The sequence below is a fragment of the Mesorhizobium sp. B2-3-13 genome (assembly GCF_006442195.1).
GTDB lineage: Bacteria > Pseudomonadota > Alphaproteobacteria > Rhizobiales > Rhizobiaceae > Mesorhizobium > Mesorhizobium salmacidum.
In genome coordinates this window covers 99,855-117,800 of the sequence record NZ_VFVQ01000007.1, presented here as the reverse complement: position 1 = coordinate 117,800, position 17,946 = coordinate 99,855, and the positions used below count along the sequence as shown (strand labels likewise).

16 protein-coding genes and 1 tRNA gene are annotated in these 17,946 nt (G+C 61.3%); 10 read left to right on the top strand and 7 right to left on the bottom strand.

The genetic code is table 11. The features are described 5' to 3' along the window. Positions 1 to 8 precede the first annotated feature (8 nt). A complete protein-coding gene (locus FJ941_RS10710) occupies positions 9 to 938 on the bottom strand; it encodes a LysR family transcriptional regulator (protein ID WP_140505317.1) in 930 nt (309 codons plus the stop codon). Positions 939 to 1,070: 132 nt separating this feature from the next. Here FJ941_RS10710 and FJ941_RS10705 point away from each other — a divergent pair, with 132 nt between their 5' ends. After that, positions 1,071 to 1,787, top strand: coding sequence for an SDR family oxidoreductase (locus FJ941_RS10705; protein ID WP_140505315.1), 717 nt, complete (start codon positions 1,071 to 1,073; stop codon positions 1,785 to 1,787). Between the two features lie 137 nt (positions 1,788 to 1,924). On the opposite strand, the gene FJ941_RS10700 is transcribed toward FJ941_RS10705, so the two are convergent. Next, positions 1,925 to 2,137 (bottom strand): hypothetical protein, encoded by a 213-nt coding sequence (locus FJ941_RS10700; protein WP_140505313.1) that lies wholly within the window; start codon positions 2,135 to 2,137, stop codon positions 1,925 to 1,927. A gap of 886 nt (positions 2,138 to 3,023) precedes the next feature. Here FJ941_RS10700 and FJ941_RS10695 point away from each other — a divergent pair. Then, complete coding sequence (locus tag FJ941_RS10695; RefSeq protein WP_140505311.1) at positions 3,024 to 3,314, top strand: hypothetical protein; 291 nt, start codon at positions 3,024 to 3,026, stop codon at positions 3,312 to 3,314. Positions 3,315 to 3,530: 216 nt separating this feature from the next. Here FJ941_RS10695 and FJ941_RS10690 read toward each other — a convergent pair. Beyond that, a tRNA-Ser gene (locus FJ941_RS10690) sits at positions 3,531 to 3,620 on the bottom strand. A 2,092-nt stretch (positions 3,621 to 5,712) separates the two neighbouring features. Between FJ941_RS10690 and FJ941_RS10670 the strand changes: the two genes are divergently transcribed. The 7 genes from FJ941_RS10670 to FJ941_RS10640 all read left to right on the top strand — a co-directional run bounded on the left by FJ941_RS10670 (position 5,713) and on the right by FJ941_RS10640 (position 13,310). Continuing rightward, positions 5,713 to 6,936 carry a septal ring lytic transglycosylase RlpA family protein gene (locus tag FJ941_RS10670; protein ID WP_140505306.1) on the top strand — a complete coding sequence of 408 codons (1,224 nt, stop codon included), beginning with the start codon at positions 5,713 to 5,715 and terminating at the stop codon, positions 6,934 to 6,936. A 95-nt stretch (positions 6,937 to 7,031) separates the two neighbouring features. Beyond that, complete coding sequence (locus FJ941_RS10665) at positions 7,032 to 8,195, top strand: D-alanyl-D-alanine carboxypeptidase family protein (RefSeq protein WP_140505304.1); 1,164 nt, start codon at positions 7,032 to 7,034, stop codon at positions 8,193 to 8,195. Positions 8,196 to 8,276: 81 nt separating this feature from the next. Then, the gene (gene tmk / locus FJ941_RS10660; RefSeq protein WP_140505302.1) at positions 8,277 to 8,951 is read left to right on the top strand and encodes a dTMP kinase; all 675 of its coding nucleotides are present in this window, start codon (positions 8,277 to 8,279) and stop codon (positions 8,949 to 8,951) included. Beyond that, positions 8,948 to 9,997, top strand: coding sequence for a DNA polymerase III subunit delta' (locus tag FJ941_RS10655; protein WP_140505300.1), 1,050 nt, complete (start codon positions 8,948 to 8,950; stop codon positions 9,995 to 9,997). Before tmk ends, FJ941_RS10655 begins: the two co-directional genes overlap by 4 nt. Positions 9,998 to 10,138: 141 nt before the next feature. Further along, entirely contained in the window at positions 10,139 to 11,692 is a 1,554-nt protein-coding gene (gene metG / locus FJ941_RS10650; protein WP_140505298.1) for a methionine--tRNA ligase, read from the top strand. Continuing rightward, the gene (locus FJ941_RS10645) at positions 11,692 to 12,492 is read left to right on the top strand and encodes a TatD family hydrolase (protein WP_140505296.1); all 801 of its coding nucleotides are present in this window, start codon (positions 11,692 to 11,694) and stop codon (positions 12,490 to 12,492) included. The genes metG and FJ941_RS10645 overlap by 1 nt, the downstream gene beginning before the upstream one ends. Beyond that, positions 12,489 to 13,310 carry an MBL fold metallo-hydrolase gene (locus FJ941_RS10640; protein WP_140505294.1) on the top strand — a complete coding sequence of 274 codons (822 nt, stop codon included), beginning with the start codon at positions 12,489 to 12,491 and terminating at the stop codon, positions 13,308 to 13,310. The genes FJ941_RS10645 and FJ941_RS10640 overlap by 4 nt, the downstream gene beginning before the upstream one ends. A gap of 361 nt (positions 13,311 to 13,671) precedes the next feature. Here FJ941_RS10640 and FJ941_RS10635 read toward each other — a convergent pair whose 3' ends face one another. Continuing rightward, positions 13,672 to 13,998: a hypothetical protein gene (locus tag FJ941_RS10635; RefSeq protein ID WP_140505292.1), complete on the bottom strand. Its 327-nt coding sequence runs from the start codon at positions 13,996 to 13,998 to the stop codon at positions 13,672 to 13,674. A gap of 23 nt (positions 13,999 to 14,021) precedes the next feature. Beyond that, positions 14,022 to 14,900, bottom strand: a complete 879-nt coding sequence (locus FJ941_RS10630; protein WP_140505290.1) for an alpha/beta hydrolase — start codon at positions 14,898 to 14,900, stop codon at positions 14,022 to 14,024. Between the two features lie 264 nt (positions 14,901 to 15,164). Between FJ941_RS10630 and FJ941_RS10625 the strand changes: the two genes are divergently transcribed. Then, positions 15,165 to 16,076, top strand: a complete 912-nt coding sequence (locus FJ941_RS10625) for an agmatinase (RefSeq protein ID WP_140505288.1) — start codon at positions 15,165 to 15,167, stop codon at positions 16,074 to 16,076. A gap of 48 nt (positions 16,077 to 16,124) precedes the next feature. Here FJ941_RS10625 and FJ941_RS10620 read toward each other — a convergent pair whose 3' ends face one another. Further along, complete coding sequence (locus FJ941_RS10620; RefSeq protein ID WP_140505287.1) at positions 16,125 to 17,009, bottom strand: aldose 1-epimerase family protein; 885 nt, start codon at positions 17,007 to 17,009, stop codon at positions 16,125 to 16,127. Between the two features lie 200 nt (positions 17,010 to 17,209). Continuing rightward, complete coding sequence (locus FJ941_RS10615; protein ID WP_140505285.1) at positions 17,210 to 17,926, bottom strand: Bax inhibitor-1/YccA family protein; 717 nt, start codon at positions 17,924 to 17,926, stop codon at positions 17,210 to 17,212. Positions 17,927 to 17,946: the final 20 nt, after the last annotated feature.

Sequence of the window (17,946 nt, the reverse complement as noted above, 5' to 3'; positions counted from 1 at the left end):
ATCACACTTCATCGCCGGGGATAAGCCGCCCGGCAAACCGACATGACGGTATCGCGCAGCCAACGATGCGCCGGGTCGGCATCCATGCGAGGATGCCACATCGCCGATATCTTGAACTCCGGAATGGGAAGCGGGAGCTCGAAGCTCTCGAGACCCGCCGTGACGGCATGGTCGCTTGTGCCGGCGTTGCCGAAACACGAGCGCGGCACGGTCGCGACCAGATCCGATTGGCGCACGATCCGCATTGCATCGGGGTAGCCGGGCACGACAACCACGACGGTGCGTCCAAGGCCAAGCTTCACCAAGGCTCCATCGATCGGCTCGACGAGATTTCCTTCCCGTGATGCCACCACATGCTTGCAGGCGGCGTAGCGTTCGGGCGTCACACAGGCGCCCGTCAGAAGCGGGTGTCCGGCCCGGGCCACGCCGACATATTTGTCGTGGAACAGGAACTGGGTGCGGATCTCGGGCGCGGACGTTCCAAGCAAACCGATCTCCAGATCGATGAGACCTTCCCGAAGCGGACGCGCGTCCTTGTCGGGCTTGGGTGTGAAGCGCAGGCGAACACGGGGCGCCGCACGGGTGACCGCAATCACGACCGGGCCGGAAAGGAATTCCAGGAATGCTTCGCTGGCGCGAATGGTGAATGTCAATTCGAGCTTGGCCAGGTCCAGGCGCATGTTTTGCGGCCGTAGAACAGCTCGCACATCCCGGCTGAGCTCATGGACGCGATCGCGCAATTCCGTGGCGCGGGGCGTGGGCACAAGCCCGCGTCCGGCCCGGACGAGCAGCGGGTCGCCGGTGGCAGCGCGAAGTCGCGTGAGCGTCCGGCTCATCGCCGAGGTGCTCAAGCCGAGCCGGCGGGCCGCCCCCGTCACGCTGCCTTCGGCAAGCAAGACGTCCAGCGCCACGAGAAGGTTCAAGTCCACATTGTCCATGGCACAGCCTTATCGCAGCTGTTCTGGCAGACATAGCGCCGGATGCAATCATAGTTTGAATTTGGCGCGTCTGGCGCGTGGCTTCCGCTTGCCCATATCTGCGGTCACCCAGCAAACGAAAGAGATTGCCCAATGTCCGCAGACGTTCTGAACACCCCATCAGGTACAGCCCTTCTTATCGGCGCATCGCGCGGCCTCGGCCACGCAATCGCGGCCGAGTTCCTCAGGAAAGGCTGGCACGTCGTTGGCACGATCCGGGAAAGCGGCGGCCGGACCAAGCTGCACGATCTCGCGGATGAGTTCGACGGCCGGCTCGAAATCGAGACGGTCGACATCTGCGAGCCCGATCAGGTCGCGGCCTTACGCGACCGGCTGTCGGGCAGGGCATTCGACATAGTGTTCGTCAATGCCGGCGTGACAAACAACCCGGCTGAAACGATCGCTGATGTGACGACCGACGAGTTCGTTCGCGTGATGGTCACAAATGCACTCAGCCCGATGCGTGTCCTTGAGAGTCTGGAGCCATTTGTCCCGGCGACCGGTCTGATCGGCGTGATGTCGTCCGGGCAGGGCAGCATTTCCAACAACGAAACAGGTCAACGTGAGGTCTACCGCGGCAGCAAGGCGGCGCTGAACATGCTCATGCGAAGCTTCGCGGCCCGTCATGCCGCAACATCGCGTGCCATGGTGCTGATGGCGCCTGGATGGGTCCGTACTGAGTTGGGCGGCCCAGATGCACGGCTGAGCATCGAGGAAAGCGTGCCCAGCCTTGTGAACGTCCTGCTTGCCAGGCGGGGAACCTCGGGGTTGACCTATGTCGACTATCTCGGCCGCACCGTCCCCTGGTGATATGGCCCGCCAAGCGGAACGTCGCAAACGTCACCGGCACCGCACGATGGTTCTGGAGAAAGAGGGAGAAAGGATCGAGCGTCGGCGCTCAATCCTTAAGCGTCGGTCCTGTGCGGAAAGTGCAGGCGTCTGAAAGCCTACATGTTGCTGGCGGCGTGATGCTGCGGCGGAGCCGGTCTGTTCTTGGCGGGCCGGGGTTTGATGTGAACCGGCCGATCGGCGAGTGTTTTCACTATCGGCGGCATCACGCGCTGCTTGGCAGCTACGCGCTCGCGTTTCACCATCTTGGCGACAAAGCTCCGCACTTCAAACATAAAGGGCTCCTCCCAGACGCCCTCCCGCGAGTCCATCGTACGCCTGCTGAAGGCCAACCGCATCTAGATTCGGCATGGTTAACCCGCCTCCCTGCCTTTGCTGCTGCTCCTGGGCCTCACCGCAGCGCTGGCCGTCGTCGGCGCCCCGCTGCTGCACTGAAAGGAAACACGATCCCCCCACATCAAAACTGCATATTTGCAAGTTTAGCTCGGCTGCTCAGGTGCCCGGGCTGTGGCGGAAAAGTCACGCAACCCGGATAATGCGGTGCTTCAACTGGTGCGCGCTTATTATGCAACCAGGCGAGGCGTATCGTCATCGAGGGTAAAAGGGGGCCACCCTTGACCGCACGCGTTTCATTTCCTCCCATGAACTAGCGCCCGCTACGCAAAACGTGGCGGGCGTTTTCTTGATTCAGGGCGTCAAGGCGCGGCGGGTTCGGCTTCCACATTGTCAGGCTCGACAGCCGTCAAGAGGCAGTGCTTCAAGCCACCGCCGACAAATTTATAGCGCTCCACAAGGGTGATCCCGTGAAGGCGCTAAAGGAAATGATCGTGCTCAATGGGCATCTGCAACAGCGGCTCGATACGTTGTCCGAATCGCGGAAGCGCCAATGACAAGGCCTAAAGACTTTCCGCCACTTTGGTTTGGTGCATCTGATGTGCACCAAGCAGCGCATAAGCTGATGCACCTCATGTCAATAGCGAAACGTCAGGTTGAAATTGTGCAAACAAGCATTGCTTTGGCTGATGCAGGATCTTCGGAAATCGGCCGCTATCTTTCAGCGATTGCCGATGCTGCCCCGACGGAAAGAAGGCCTGAAGCAGTCGCGAAGGAACGGTTTGAACAGGCAAAAGATTGGACTTATATAGGCGCTCACTCCACGATTAGGAGCCTTTATTTTTTAAAGAGACCCTTGAGGAAATGGCTTATTTTTTGGCCGGATCGCAGCTGTCATCGGCTCTCATTGATAGTTCCGTCCCCCAAAAGGCCATCGCCCAATTCGACGCCGCCTTTCCGACTATCAAAACAACTCGCAATGCATCAGCCCACTCGGCGGAAAACGCTATGAAGCCCGAAGAGCATTGGGTGACAACCGGGGCCGATGGACCTCTGATCAAAGCAGCAGCCGGTTCGACGTTCGTAGTTATGGACTCTTTCGAGACCAAAACCTTTGTCACCACGCGTCGGGAGAAATCCTCCGGCTGGATATAACGTCTTCGACGTATCAGGTTATTTTGGCGACCTATGAAATGCTGATCGAAGGGCTACAACCATTGCAGCCTATTTCGCCCCTGAAATCCTGCAATGCCTTTGCCGCCTGGGGGAATTCGGACCCAGAACCGAACCGATCTGGTTGGTAGGTTGGTTAATTGGTCACTAACCAAAATCGCCAAGCCCTATGGTTTCCGGGCTTTTCAGGGCGTGACTTGGCGGAGGGAGTGGGATTCGAACCCACGGTGAACTTGCGCCCACGCCGGTTTTCAAGACCGGTGCCTTAAACCGCTCGGCCATCCCTCCAACCAGTTACAAACGCTGCGCTTTTTAGATTCTGCGTCCGGTCGCGAAACACCGGCTGCTACGCACTTTGCAACTATTTGCGTTTTCGATCGCTGCTTATAGCCGCCTGCAACGCGACGTCAACTTGCTCCGCTACGTCGGCCTGCATTCCCGGCATCACATGGGAATAAACGTCCAGCGTGATTCCGACATTCGAATATCCCAGGCGCTCACAGAACGCGCCGCCAAACAGAGACCAACATTGGAACCAATCCACTGTGGTCTGTTGTCTCCGCAGCGTGGAGATGTCCCCTCAACTCCTGGCGAAAGTCCGCTGCCCGAGGCAACGGGCTTTCTTGTTTTTGGAACCCGAGCCTCCCGTCCTTGTTTCTGGAGAGAACTAAAGGAGGCGCATATGGAACCGAAGTCATCACACGACGTGCCAGGTCCAAAGCCCCGCAAGGACAAAGACAGAGACACCCGAGAGGCTGTCGTCAAAACGCCCGAGAAGACGAACAATTGGGACCATGACGCCGTGCATGGAGATGGCGATACGATAGACATGCGGCCTGAGCTGGGCGTGGAGTCGAAATAGCTGACCCCGCCGCTCATCGTTGACCTATGCTGGCCTCGAACAGCCCGCTACCGTTCCTCACGCCTTGAAACCGCTTCTCACGTGTCAAGATAGCTTGGATTTCCAACGCTCCGGCAATGTCCCTTGATTCATCCTGGGGACGCCCGGCGGGCTTTTTTGCATCTGGTGGCGGGACGGCGGCCGACGCAACTCGCTCTATTTGAAACAACTGCAGTAACAGTTGATTCAACCATTGCTGGTATCTTCAGGCTAGTATGGTGGCGGCTCCGACAGTGCGGCGGGGGCTGTGTTGCCGGAGCCGCCTGCGCAGTCCGGATGGGACTAGACCGCGCTGTCTCAGAATAGGACAGCGCGGTCAACGATCCGTTAATTTTTGCGATCTCGCAGGCCAGGCGGGCATCAGCCGTTATCCCTCAGCTTCTCGACCGTGGCGACGATTGATACCGCCAGCGCTTAGGCTTTATCCAGAGGGCTTGGTTGCTAGTTAGGATCGCCCGACCTCGATCCTCCGTGGGATCCGCCGCCGGCGTTGTCAGAGTAGCCTCGCTCGAACAGGAACTGAGTATGGACCTGACCGGGAGGGCCGGCTTGAGGATGACCGGGAGGGCCGGCGTGGGGGTGGTTCTTGTCCCCCCCTCCGTTGCCGGGGCGTGATCCGCCTGATTTGGCAATCGCCTTGGAATTCAAGCTGGTGCCGAGCAGGAGAGTTACAGCCGGCGGCGTAACCGCGGCGAAACGCCCCGCCTTCTTAAGAAAGTCCCGGCGCGCTTGAGATTCCGATACAAGGCCCTGGTCGAGTTTCGAGCCGTTTGTGTTCTGGGTCGACATGTATAAAGCCTCCAATTCAACACTATCGTACCATTCGCGGCATCGGCCGCCAGCAAGCTAATGGGCTTAGATGGGTGTATGAAAGAAGTAGAATTCTTAGAAGAGGATTCCGCCCGCGCCGGTCCCGCCGGTGCCATGCATGAAGAAGGTTGGTTTTTTCTACTTTTTAGCCATAGCTAACGGAACCAAAACGTTCAAAATCTATTGAATTGGCAGTTGCGTAAGCGTTGCGTTGTTGAGTTCTGGATTGAGCCTATCATTCGGTAAGCCGTCGTTGCCCGCCCTCGAGAGAAGCCTCCCGAGGGCGGCGACTGAACAGCCCTTCCTGATGAGAACTACCAAATGCATATGCAGAAACGCGACGCTCCGCGCTCGCGGGCGCGATCACCGTTGTTCCTGGCCTTGAGCGGCTTTCCGACGCCGGCAACTTGCCGACGAAGCGGAGATCAACCGCCTGATCGCTTCCTGCAAGCAGGCTCCGCAAAGGCATACCTCTCCCTAGCCAACGACAGGACGGGCAGTGTCACAATCTTGCCCGGTTCCGGCCACAATCGGTTAATACCGTGATAAACAATTCCTGCGCACAAAGGATCGGGGTCCGAGGCGTCGTTGGCATTGTCGAGTGAGTGCTTGGCTCCTCTGATGGTCGGATACGACGTCTTTGGTTTAGACTTTAGGGGACAATCAAGAATGCAGGCTGTGACGCACCCGCGTCTTCGTCGCGTTGCCACGGTTGCGTTGCTTGCAGCGTCTGCTGCATTGCTTGCCGCTTGCGCATCGCAGCCTGAGCCGAAAGGCATGGTCTACAAGAAGACCCGCTCCAAGGAATATTTCGCCGAGACCGAATATGGCGTGAAGGCCAGTCCGCGCGCTGCCTTCATGCGGCGCGGCGGCGGCCGCGACCAGCTCGGCAAGCCCTATCAGGTGCGCGGCAAGTGGTATTATCCCAAAGAAGACAAGAAGTACGCCAAGGTGGGTCTGGCCTCGTGGTATGGCGACGCCTTCCATGGCCGGCTGACCGCCAACGGCGAAGTCTACGACACGGCGCATCTGACGGCGGCGCATCCGACCATGCCGCTGCCCAGCTATGCCCGCGTCACCAACCTCGAAACCGGCAGTTCGGTGATCGTGCGCGTCAATGACCGCGGCCCATACCATGAGGGCCGCATCATCGACGTCTCTGAGCGAGCCGCGCAGATGCTGGACTACGACAAGATCGGCACCGCGAAGGTGAAGGTCGAATATGTCGGCCGCGCGCCGCTCGACGGCAATGACGACCAGTACCTGATGGCCTCTTACCATCCAGGCAACCGCATACCGGATCCGTCGGATGGCCTGCCGACCGGCGTCATGGTGGCCATGAACGGACCTTCGCCGAGCCTTCCGGTCGGCGCGGCCGCAGTGCCGTTTCCAGGTCAGCTGACCGATGCCGCAACCCCGGTGCAGGGGCAGATGTCCGCGCAGTCAGCGGCCTTCGGCGATCTGGCGCTGCCCGATTTCGGACCGATCGTGCCGGAACGGCCGGAGATCAGCCTGCCGCCGCAATCGCCGTTCGCCATGGCCTCGCTGTCCTATGCGAATGAACGCGTCCATCACGCAGATGTCTTTGCCGCTCTGGATGACAGCGGCATGTCGCCCGCCGATATCCTGCGGTCGTGGAAAAAGAACGGCCGCCAAGCGGCACCGTCCAGCCCAGATTATGTCGCCGCCGGCACGTTCGACGATGCTACCGAAGCCAAACGCGTGGCCGCGGCACTAAAGCCCTTCGGCAGAATTGAAATCCAGCGCTCCGATCTCGACGGCAATGACTGGTATGCGGTCAACCTCTATCCGGACGGCCATGGCGGCCTGGACGAGTTGCTGAAGGCGGCATGGTCCCACGGTGCGCCCGATGCGCTGGTCGTGCGCGACTGATCCAACAGCCGGCTTTCCGCCCGGCTGTTGATCCCTCAGCGAAAAAGCCTGATAGTTTCGGCACGCCGGAGGGGCCGGCCAACGGGTCGAATTTCATGCAGTTTCGCTTGCTACAGCCTTTTGCCGGGTTCTTTCTCCTCGGCCTCCTGCTCACGCTTTCGCCGGCCCAAGCGCAGCTTTTCGAGACCAAGGCCGCACAAGCCTTCATGATCGATGCCGACACCGGCACGGTGCTGTTTTCGAAAGATGCCGACAAACCCATTCCGCCGGCCTCGATGGCCAAGCTGATGACGATGGAGGTGGTTTTCAACGCCCTCAAGTCCGGGCGCCTCAAACTCGACGATACGTTCGTGGTCAGCGAGAACGCCTGGCGCAAAGGCGGCGCGCCGTCGGGAACCTCTACGATGTTCGCCAAGCTCAAATCGGCGATCCGGATCGAGGACCTGATCCAGGGAGTGACCGTGCAGGCCGCGAATGACGGCTGCATCGTCATCGCCGAAGGCATGGCCGGATCCGAGGACAATTTTGCCGCAGAGATGACCGAACGCGCGCGCCAGATCGGCCTCAAGACATCGACGTTCGTCAATTCGACCGGCCTGCCGGCCGATGGCCAGGAGACAAGCGTGCGCGAGCTGGCGCAGCTCGCCCTGCATCTGTGGCGCGAATACCCGGATTTCTATCGCTACTATGGCCTGAAGGATTTCACCTGGAACAAGATCTCGCAGAGGAACCGCAACCCGTTGCTGGCGATGGACATCGGCGCTGACGGCCTGGCTGTCGGTGCAAGCGAGACATCCGGCTTCGGCATCGTCGCTTCGGTCAGCCACGGTGGCACGCGGGTGATCGCGGCAATGAGCGGGCTGGCCAATGACAAGGAGCGTGCCGAAGAAGCGCGCAAACTGCTCGATTGGGGCGTTCGTTCGTTCGCGAGGACCGAGATCTTCGCCAAGGACGAGGTGGTCGGGGAGGCCCAGGTCTTTGGCGGTGCGAAATCCGGCGTGACGCTGAAGGCAAAAGGTCCGATCGACATTTTCCTGCCGATCACCAACCGCGACAAGCTGACGGCCAGGATCATCTACTTCGGCCCGGTCGCCGCACCGGTGGAGGAGGGGCAACCGGTGGGCGCACTGCGGGTCTGGATCGGCGACACGCTGAGCCAGGAGACACCGTTGTTCGCCGCCGAGTCGATCGGCGTCGGCACGTTGCCGCAACGCGCGCTCGACGCCGTCAAGGAACTGGCGGTCGGCTGGCTTCGATAGTACCGACGGCATGGACGTTTTCCCTGTCGCGGACTATCTAGAGCGCAACAACCCACTCGAACACGAACAAGGGCCTTTCGGTTGGCGCGCGGATTTTTCATCACCTTCGAAGGCGGCGAAGGCGCAGGCAAGTCGACACAGATCGAGCGGCTGGCCACAAAGATGCGCGCAAAGAAGTATGATGTCCTGCGCACGCGTGAACCGGGCGGCTCGCCGGGCGCCGAAGCGGTCCGGCATGTGCTGCTTTCGGGTGCCGCCGAACCGTTCGGGCCGAAGATGGAAGCGCTGCTCTTCGCTGCCGCGCGTTCCGACCATGTCGAGCAGGTCATCCGGCCGGCGGTCGAGCGCGGCTCCATCGTGCTTTGTGACCGCTTCCTGGATTCCTCGCGTGTCTATCAGGGCGTTACAGGCGGGATCGATCCGGCATTCATGGCCATGCTGGAACAGGTCGCCATCAACGGCATGATGCCCGACATGACGCTGATCTTCGATATCGACCCGGCCGAGGGCTTGAAGCGGGCGACATTGCGGCGTGGCAGCGATGCCGTCGCCGACCGCTTCGAAAAGGAGACGCTGACTATCCACCAGGCCCGCCGCGAAGCGTTCCTGGCGATCGCGGCGGCAGAGCCGGAACGCTGCATCGTCGTCGATGCCTCCGCCGATCCGGACACGGTGGAGGATGTCGTCACGGCGACCGTGTTCGCGGCACTGGAGGCAAGGGCGCCCGAGCGCAACAGGCAGGTCGCACCGGTATGATCTTCGAACGCATCGCGCCGGAACAGCATGACACGCTGGACGGTGTGCCGGAACCTTCCGAAACGCCACGTCTGGTCGGGCACGGGCAGGCCGCCACCATGCTTGCCGCCGCCTATCGCGCGGGAAAGCTGCCGCACGCGCTGATCTTCGCTGGACCGGTCGGCATCGGCAAGGCGACGCTCGCCTTCCATCTTGCCCACCACCTTTTGAAGCATCCGGCCTTCGAGCAGGCGCCCGGCAACCTTGCGGTCCCCGATCCGGCCTCGCCGCTGTTTCGCCAAATCGCCACCGGTGCGCATCCGGGGGTGCTGCATCTTACCCGCCCCTTGAACGACAAGACCAAGAGCTTCAGAACCGTCGTCACCGTCGACGAAATCCGCAAGGTCAGCCGCTTTCTGTCGCTGACTTCGCATGACGGCAGCTACCGGGTTGTGATCGTCGACCCGGCCGACGACATGAATGCCAATGCGGCCAATGCCCTGCTGAAGAATCTCGAGGAGCCACCGGCACGGACCCTGTTCATTCTCATCGTCCATGCGCCGGGCAGTCTGCTGCCGACGATCCGTTCGCGCTGCCAGGTGGTGCGGCTGACACCGCTCGACGCCAACGAACTGATGGCGGTGCTGAAGACAGCGGAGCCGCCACCACCGGACGATCCGGTCGCGAGGGCCGCACTGGTCGAGCGGGCAGGGGGGAGCGCCCGCAGCGCAATCCTGTTGACGCAGTATGGCGGGCTGGAGATCGCGCAGACGCTCGATGGCCTGGTGGCGAAGAGCGATATTGCCGGTGCCTACCGCCTGGCCGAGGCCCTCGCGGGCAAAGACCAGGCGATCCAATTCGACATCTTCAACCGCCAGGCGTTGGACCTTCTGTCGGACGCGGCAAGCCAGGCGGCGCGGGCTGGCGATCTCAAGCGGGCCAAAACGCTCTCCGATACTTGGCACGAGGCCTTGGACGCTATATCTGAAACGGACACCTACAATCTCGACAAGAAGCAGCACGTCCTGACCATGATCGACCGCCTGAATTCTGCAATGCGAATGTGACGGCTTTTTTGGTGCATGCCGTTGGCCCCCCAAACAGGAGCCACTTTTGGGCGGCATGCATTGGTCTCGGGATGGCAATCGCCATTCCGATGCGATATCCACCGCCGCAGCTTCCATTCAGACATTCATGACGGTTCATTCATGTCACGCGACACATTCTACATCACCACCGCCATTTCCTATCCGAACGGCAAGCCACATATCGGCCATGCCTATGAGCTGATCGCCACCGACGCGCTTGCCCGTTTTCAGCGGCTCGACGGCAAGCAGGTCTTCTTCCTCACCGGCACCGACGAGCACGGCATCAAGATGCTGCAGACGGCAAAGAAGGAAGGCATTTCAGCGCGCGACCTGGCCGACCGCAACTCGGCCGAATTCAAGCGCATGGCGACCGCGCTCAACGCCTCGAGCGACGATTTCATCCGCACCACCGAGGAGCGGCATTACGCGGCTTCGCAGGCGATCTGGAAGGCGATGGCTGCTAATGGCGACGTCTACAAGGGCGGCTATGCCGGCTGGTATTCGGTGCGCGACGAAGCCTATTATGGCGAGGAAGAGACCGAGGTCCGTCCCGACAATATTCGCTACGGGCCACAGGGAACACCGGTCGAATGGGTCGAGGAAGAGAGCTATTTCTTTCGGTTGTCGGCCTATCAGGACAAGCTCGTCGCGCTTTATGAAAACCAACCCGACTTCATCGGTCCGGCCGAGCGCCGCAACGAGGTGATGAGCTTCGTCAAGTCGGGACTGAAGGACCTGTCGATCTCACGCACCACATTCGACTGGGGCGTGCCGGTACCTGGCGATGAAAAGCACGTCATGTATGTCTGGGTCGACGCGCTGACCAACTACATTACCGGCGTCGGATATCCCGATGAAAAGGCTGACCATTGGCGGTTTTGGCCGGCTGATGCACACATCATCGGCAAGGACATTGTACGCTTCCACGCGGTTTATTGGCCCGCTTTCCTGATGTCGGCCGGCATCCCGCTGCCGAAGCGCGTCTTCGGCCACGGCTTCCTGTTCAACCGCGGCGAGAAGATGTCGAAATCGGTCGGCAACGTCATCGACCCGTTCACCATGATCGAGCATTACGGCCTCGACCAGGTGCGGTACTTCTTCCTGCGCGAGGTGCCGTTCGGGCAGGACGGCAGCTACAGCCATGAAGCAATCGTCAACCGTACCAATGCGGATCTGGCCAATGGTCTCGGCAATCTGGCACAGCGCTCGCTGTCAATGATCGCCAAGAATTGCGGCGGCGTGGTGCCGAAGCGCGGCGATCTGGCGGAATCCGACAAGGTGATCCTGGATCAGGCGGTCGACGCTCTCGCCACCGCGCGCAAGGCAATGGCCGAACAGGGCATCCATCTGGCACTGGCGGCGATCTTCGGCGTGGTTGCGGAAGCCGACCGGTATTTCGCCGGACAGGAACCCTGGGCGCTCAAGAAAACCAATCCCGAGCGCATGGAAACGGTGCTGTGGACGACGGCCGAAGTGGTGCGGCGCGTGGCGGTCATGTGCCAGCCCTTCGTTCCGGGCTCGGCCGCCAAGCTGCTCGACCTCCTGGCTGTGCCGGCGGACAATCGCGATTTCGTGCATGTCCACGCCGACCATGCACTTGTGTCCGGCACGGCGCTGCCAGCGCCAGAGGGCGTGTTTCCGCGTTATGTCGAACAGACGGACGCGAACGCCTGATGCTCGTCGACAGCCATTGTCATCTGGACTTTCCGGACTTCGCCGAGGAGCGGGCGGCCATTGTCGCCCGCGCCAAGGCGGCCGGTATCAGCCGAATGGTGACGATCTCCACGCGCGTGAAGCGGTTTCAGCAAGTCGTTGAGATAGCAGAGACTTTCGACGAAGTCTATTGCTCGGTCGGCACCCATCCGCACAATGCTGCCGAGGAGCTCGACGTCACCACCGCCGACCTTGTCCGCCTCTCCACTCATCCGATGGTGGTGGCGATCGGTGAAGCGGGGCTGGATTTCTTCTACGACAAGGCACCACGCGATGCGCAGGCGCAGGGCTTTCGCGCCCATATCGCCGCCGCCCGCGAGACCGGGCTGCCTCTCGTCATCCATTCGCGCGATGCCGACGACGACATGGCCGCCATTCTCGAGGACGAGACAGGGAAGGGCGCCTTCCCGTTCATCCTGCATTGTTTTTCGTCGGGACGGCGCCTCGCCGAGGTCGGCGTATCATTAGGCGGCTATGTGTCGTTCTCGGGCATCCTGACTTTCAAGAACTCGGTCGAATTGCGCGCCATCGCCGCTGATGTGCCGCACGACCGGCTGCTGGTCGAAACCGACGCGCCATATCTGGCCCCGGTGCCGTTTCGCGGCAAGCGCAACGAGCCGGCCTATGTCGCGCAAACCGCCAAGGTGCTGGCCGAGACGATCGGGGTCAGCGAGGCTGAAATCGCAGCGTTGACCACCGACAATTTCTTTCGGCTGTTTGGAAAAATGCCACACCCGGACCAGCGGGCGCCCGAAGTATGAGCGACCGGCTGCGCCTCACCATTCTCGGCTGCGGGTCGTCACCAGGCACGCCGCGCATCACCGGCGACTGGGGCAATTGCGACCCCGCCAATCCCAGGAACCGGCGCATGCGCACGGCCGCGCTTGTCGAGCGCATCGCCGCCAATGGCGGCCGCACCACGGTCGTCATCGACACCGGTCCGGATTTCCGCGAGCAGATGCTGATGGCTTCAGTCAGGCGCATCCATGGTGTGCTCTACACGCACCCGCATGCCGACCACATCCACGGCATCGACGATTTGCGCGGCTATGTGCAGGAGCAAGGGCATCGCATCGACATCCATGCCGACGAGCCGACCATGCTACGGCTGCGCCAGGCGTTCGGCTATTGCTTCGAGACGCCGCCGCGCAGTTCCTATCCGCCGATCGTCAACGCCCACCTCATCAACCATGCCAAGCCGGTTGTGATCGAAGGAGAGGGGGGTGCCCTCACCTTCGAGCCGCTGCCCCAGATCCATGGCGACATCATTTCGCTGGGTTTCCGTATCGGCGGGCTCGCCTACTGTCCCGATATCAGCGACTTTCCCAAGACCACCATCGAGCGGCTGCGAGACCTCGACATGCTGGTCATCGATGCGCTGCAGTACAACACGCATCCAAGCCATCTTTCGCTTGGCCAGGCGCTGGACTGGATCAAGGCGCTTTCGCCTTGCAACGCCGTGCTGACGCACATGCACGTGCCGCTCGATTACACCGCCGTGATGACTGAGACGCCCGACAATGTCGAACCGGCCTACGATGGCATGGCGATCGAAATCCCTTACGAGTCAGAACGATAGAGACAGCAGCTCAGTCGGCTTTCAACCCGCCGTTCGAATGTTCGATCATGAGTTCGAGGTCGTAAAGTGCCGGCGTGGTGCTGTTCACGATGTTGCTCGTCAATGGCCGAAACCGCACCAATTCCCGGGCTGCGCCCCATGCACTAGTTCCATAATCTATCTTATGCGACTTTCGTCTGTAGCAGCAATTTAGTGTATTCGGCCTGGCAGCGGATTTCGAACGGCGCCCCCGATACAGACACGTCGATCGAGACAAACGCATCCGGTTTGGCGAACCGCCCGTACCCAACATATCATTGTAGATGACGCGGCGGTGCCGCGCGACGCTCACTGTGTGTTCCGATATCCGCGGCCGGATGGATCAGCGGAGCCTCCGCCGGTCGAGCAGGATGCGATTAATCTGGATGCGCTCCGGCAGCTCGATCAGGAACTCCGGATCGCGGTCGAGATGATGGACCTTGGTTGGCTCGCCCTTGGTGAAAGCCGTCATCGATTCGTGGTCGGGCCAGTACGAGATGGTGGTGAACCAGCTTTCCCCTTCGCGATCCTCGCGAAACAGCTGGACGCCCAGCGCGGTCTTCTCAAGCGGCGGAATGCCCTCGGCCCTCAAATAGACTTCGTAAGCGTCGCCCACATCAGGCCGGGTGCGGCCGCGCCAAATGCGCGCGACTGTCGGCGTTGTCGCCATCGATCTTTCTCCTTTGCACCTCTTCACAAACCTTGTGCTGAGCGATGGACGCGCGCGAGGAAGTCACGCACCAGCGGAAGCACGTCATCGAAATGGGTTTCCAGAAGCCAGTGGCCGGCGCCCTCCACGAGATGGAGTTCTGCTCCCGGCAGGTCGCGTTTGTAGGCTCGGGCCGATGCGGCCGGCATGTAGCCATCTTCCGGCCCCCAGACGATGAGCGTCGGCGGCTGTCTTTCGCGCAAATAGGCCTGGTATCGCGGGAACCAGTCGAGATTCGCCTCCAGCTTCTCCATCAAGCCCACCGCCAGCCGCCGACGCAGCGGCGTATCCATGAGCGGCCAGTGGAGTTTCCATAGATCCGGTGGCATTCGCTCGGCCACGGCGTCAGCCACCTCACCGATAAACTCGTGCCGGAAACCCTCCTCGCTCACCGCCTCTTCCAGCGGACGATGCTTCTCAGGTGTTTTCTCGGTCCAATAGGCCTTGATAGCCGCATATTTCGGGCCGAGCACGTCTTCGTAGACGTCGCCGTTCTGAATGATCAACGCGGTGATGCGTTGCGGATGTGCGATGGCGTGGCGCAATCCGATCTGCGACCCGTAGTCGTGCAACCAGAGCACATAGCGGGACAGACCGAGCGTATCCGCGAAAGCCGTCAGAAATCCTGCATAGGCATCGAAATCATAGCCGAATGCCGAGAAGTCGGGCGTCGCGCTGTAGCCAAAGCCCGGGAAATCCGGCGCAAAGGTACGCCAGCGATCGGCCAATGCCGGCATTAGCCTCCGAAATTGATAGGACGAGCAGGGATAGCCGTGCGGCAGCAGAAGCACTGGTGCGTCGGTCGGACCATCCTCGCGATAGAAAATGGCATTTCCGTCAACTTTCACTTGGCGGTGTCGCAACTTTGCCTCCTCGATAGAGCGTTCGAAGACGAGCGCATTGGGCTTCCAATACCTCTCGTCGTTTACGATGCTCGCGCTGGAAGGTTCCGTGGCAAACGGCGGTCAAGGAAAGATCGAAAGGGTCACCCGGCGCGGAACGCCGGGAATGAACCCAATGCAGGCCCAGCATGGGATCAAGATTTCGACGATGGAATCCGGCATACAAAGCAACTACCCTGCCCCAATCCGCTCATCATGCGTCGGCGGGACTGAAGGCGATCAGAAATGACCACTCGCTCTTCCTTTCTGGGCTTGCCCGATCGCCTCGCCGATGGCACGGCGCCCCGCGCAGTGATCTTCGGAGCTGGTCACGGCAGCACCTATCCCGACAAAGACAGTGGCAGCCATGCCTTGGCCGCCGATGCCATCCGTGTTGCAAGCCAGGGTGATGCCGCGCTCATTGAGCATTGGGATTTCGATCTCGGCGGCCCGCTGTTCGACGGCGGGCCGATCTGCTGCGTCGACGCCGGCGACATCCTGACCACCATGCATGACAATGCCGGCAACCGCGCCCGGATCGAGGCGAAGGCGCGCGAGGTCCTGTCAGTGCCGGCCGTCCCCATCCTGCTCGGCGGAGACGATTCCGTGGTCATTCCCTTCCTCGCCGGCTTCGTGGATCACGGGCCTGTCTGGATCCTGCAGATCGATGCCCATATCGACTGGCGCGACGAGGTGCATGGCGAACGCTACGGCTACTCCAGCCCGATGCGCCGGGCGAGCGAGATGGCGCATGTCGCCGGCATGGTGCAGGTCGGACTGCGCAGCGTCGGCAGCGCACGCCTCACGGAGATCGAAGCGGCGCGGCACTATGGCAGCCGTTTCGTCACCGCGCGCGAGGTCCACACCCTGGGTGTCGAAGCGGCGCTCAGGCACATCCCGGAGGGAGCGCGGGTGGTCGTCACCCTGGACCTTGACAGCCTCGATCCCAGCATCATGCCGGGCGTAGCAGCGCGTACTCCCGGCGGCCTCACCTACAGCCAGCTCATCGATCTCATTGCCGGCTTGGGCAAGTGGGCGAGGATCGCCGGATTCGATCTTGTGGAGTTCTATCCGCCAGCCGACATTGACGGCCTGTCGGCGCTGACCGCCGCGCGCCTCCTCGTCAATGTGATCGGCGCCGTGGTCCGGCAGGTTTGAAACTCGACCTGAGATCGAATACGGCCCCTGTCCGGCCTGCAGGTAACTTTACCGAGGCCCCTGCTCCAGCCTGATCCGGTAATTCAGCGAACGCTTCGCGCCCGGCGCGATCAGCATCAGGCCGGGTTTGTCGGTGAACTCTCCGTCGAAATCCAGCGGGCTGGCCATGCCGTGCCAAGGCTCGATGCACAGGAACGGTGCGCCGCCTGGTTTGGACCAGATGCCCAGTTCCTGAAATCCCTGCCATGAGACCTCGATCGCCGGACCAGTCTCGGCGCCGTAGCGAACGCTGTTGCTGGCCGGCCGGTCCAGGATCACTGCGTCTTCGTCGAACAGCCGTTCGGAGAGCTCGACGATATTGCCTCTGACAGGCGTCGGCTGCGGTGTTGCTGTGAGCAGGCCATCCTTCAGCCGGCGGATCGGTGTTGGCTCGTCATCGGAAAAGATCAGCCGATAATCCGTTTTGGCCAGATCCGGCAGCAGCGGCCAATTGAATGCCGGATGCGCCCCGATCGAGGTCGGCATCGGCTCGTCGCCGGAGTTGGTGACCTCCAATCCTATGTCGAGTTGCCCCTCGTCCAGTGTATAGGTCACGGCCAGGCGAAATGCGAACGGGTAATGGGTTCGGGTTTCCGCGTCATCGGTGAGCACCAGCGTACAGGATCGAGGCCCCCTCTCCGCCCACATAAACGGCTTGTCGCGGGCGAAGCCGTGCTGCGTCATCGGATAGGTCTGACCGCGATGGCGCAGTTGATCGCCCTTCAGCCGGCCGACGATCGGAAACAGCACTGGTGAATGGCGCCGCCAGGCCGGTCCGGCCTGCCACAGGAACTCAAATCCTTGCGTATCCCTTAGCGAAACCAGTTCGGCGCCTTGCCCGGCAATGGTCGCCGATATGCCGTCGCCATGAAGCGTCAGGCTGACCTGTTCCATATGTCCTCGCGGTCCGTCTGGTGTGGCCGGCAGGCTAGCAAATGGCCAGGAGTGAACTCAAGGCGGCGGACGCAGCATTTCACACAGTCGCGATGAACTTCGATGGCGCCACGGGCCGGGCGCGGTCTCAGATGAAAAAGTGGCCGGAGGTTTCCCTCCGGCCACGGCAAGATGCCAGCTGTTTCCTGCTACGGTTCGGATTATTCCCGCTCGCCGGTGAAATTCAGCAGCAACTGGAAGATGTTGATGAAGTTCAGATAGAGCGAGAACGCGCCGAAGACGGCGAGCTTCTGCCGCGACTCCGCATCGAAATTCTCCGCATACTGCTCCTTGATCGTCTGCGTGTCCCAGGCGGTCAGGCCGATGAACACGGCGATGCCGATCACCGAGATTGCGAACTGCAGCGCGGTCGAGCCGAGGAAGATGTTGACGATGCTGGCGATCACCACGCCGATCAGGCCCATGATCAGGAAGGACGAGAACTGGGTCAGGTCGCGCTTTGTCGTGTAGCCATAGAGGCTGGTGGCACCGAACATGGTCGCGGCGATGAAGAAGGTGCGCGCGATGCTGGTTCCGGTGAAGACCAGGAACACCGAGGCCAGCGACAGGCCCATGACGGCACAGAAGGCCCAGAACATTGCCTGCGCGCTTGCCGCCGACATGGTCTGCATCTTGAACGAGAACAGGAGCACGAAGGCGAGCGGCGCCAGCATCACCACCCATTTCAGCGGGCTGGAAAAGATCGGCACATAGAGAGCCGGCGTCGACGACACCAGCAAGGCGATAAGGCCCGTAACCACCAGGCCGAGGCCCATATAATTGTAGACGCGCAGCATGTGCTGGCGCAGGCCCTCGTCATAGACGGCTCCGGTCCGGACGCCCGTGCCCACGCGGTATCCAAGATTGGGCGTATTCATTTTGAGGTCTCCTTTGTGGA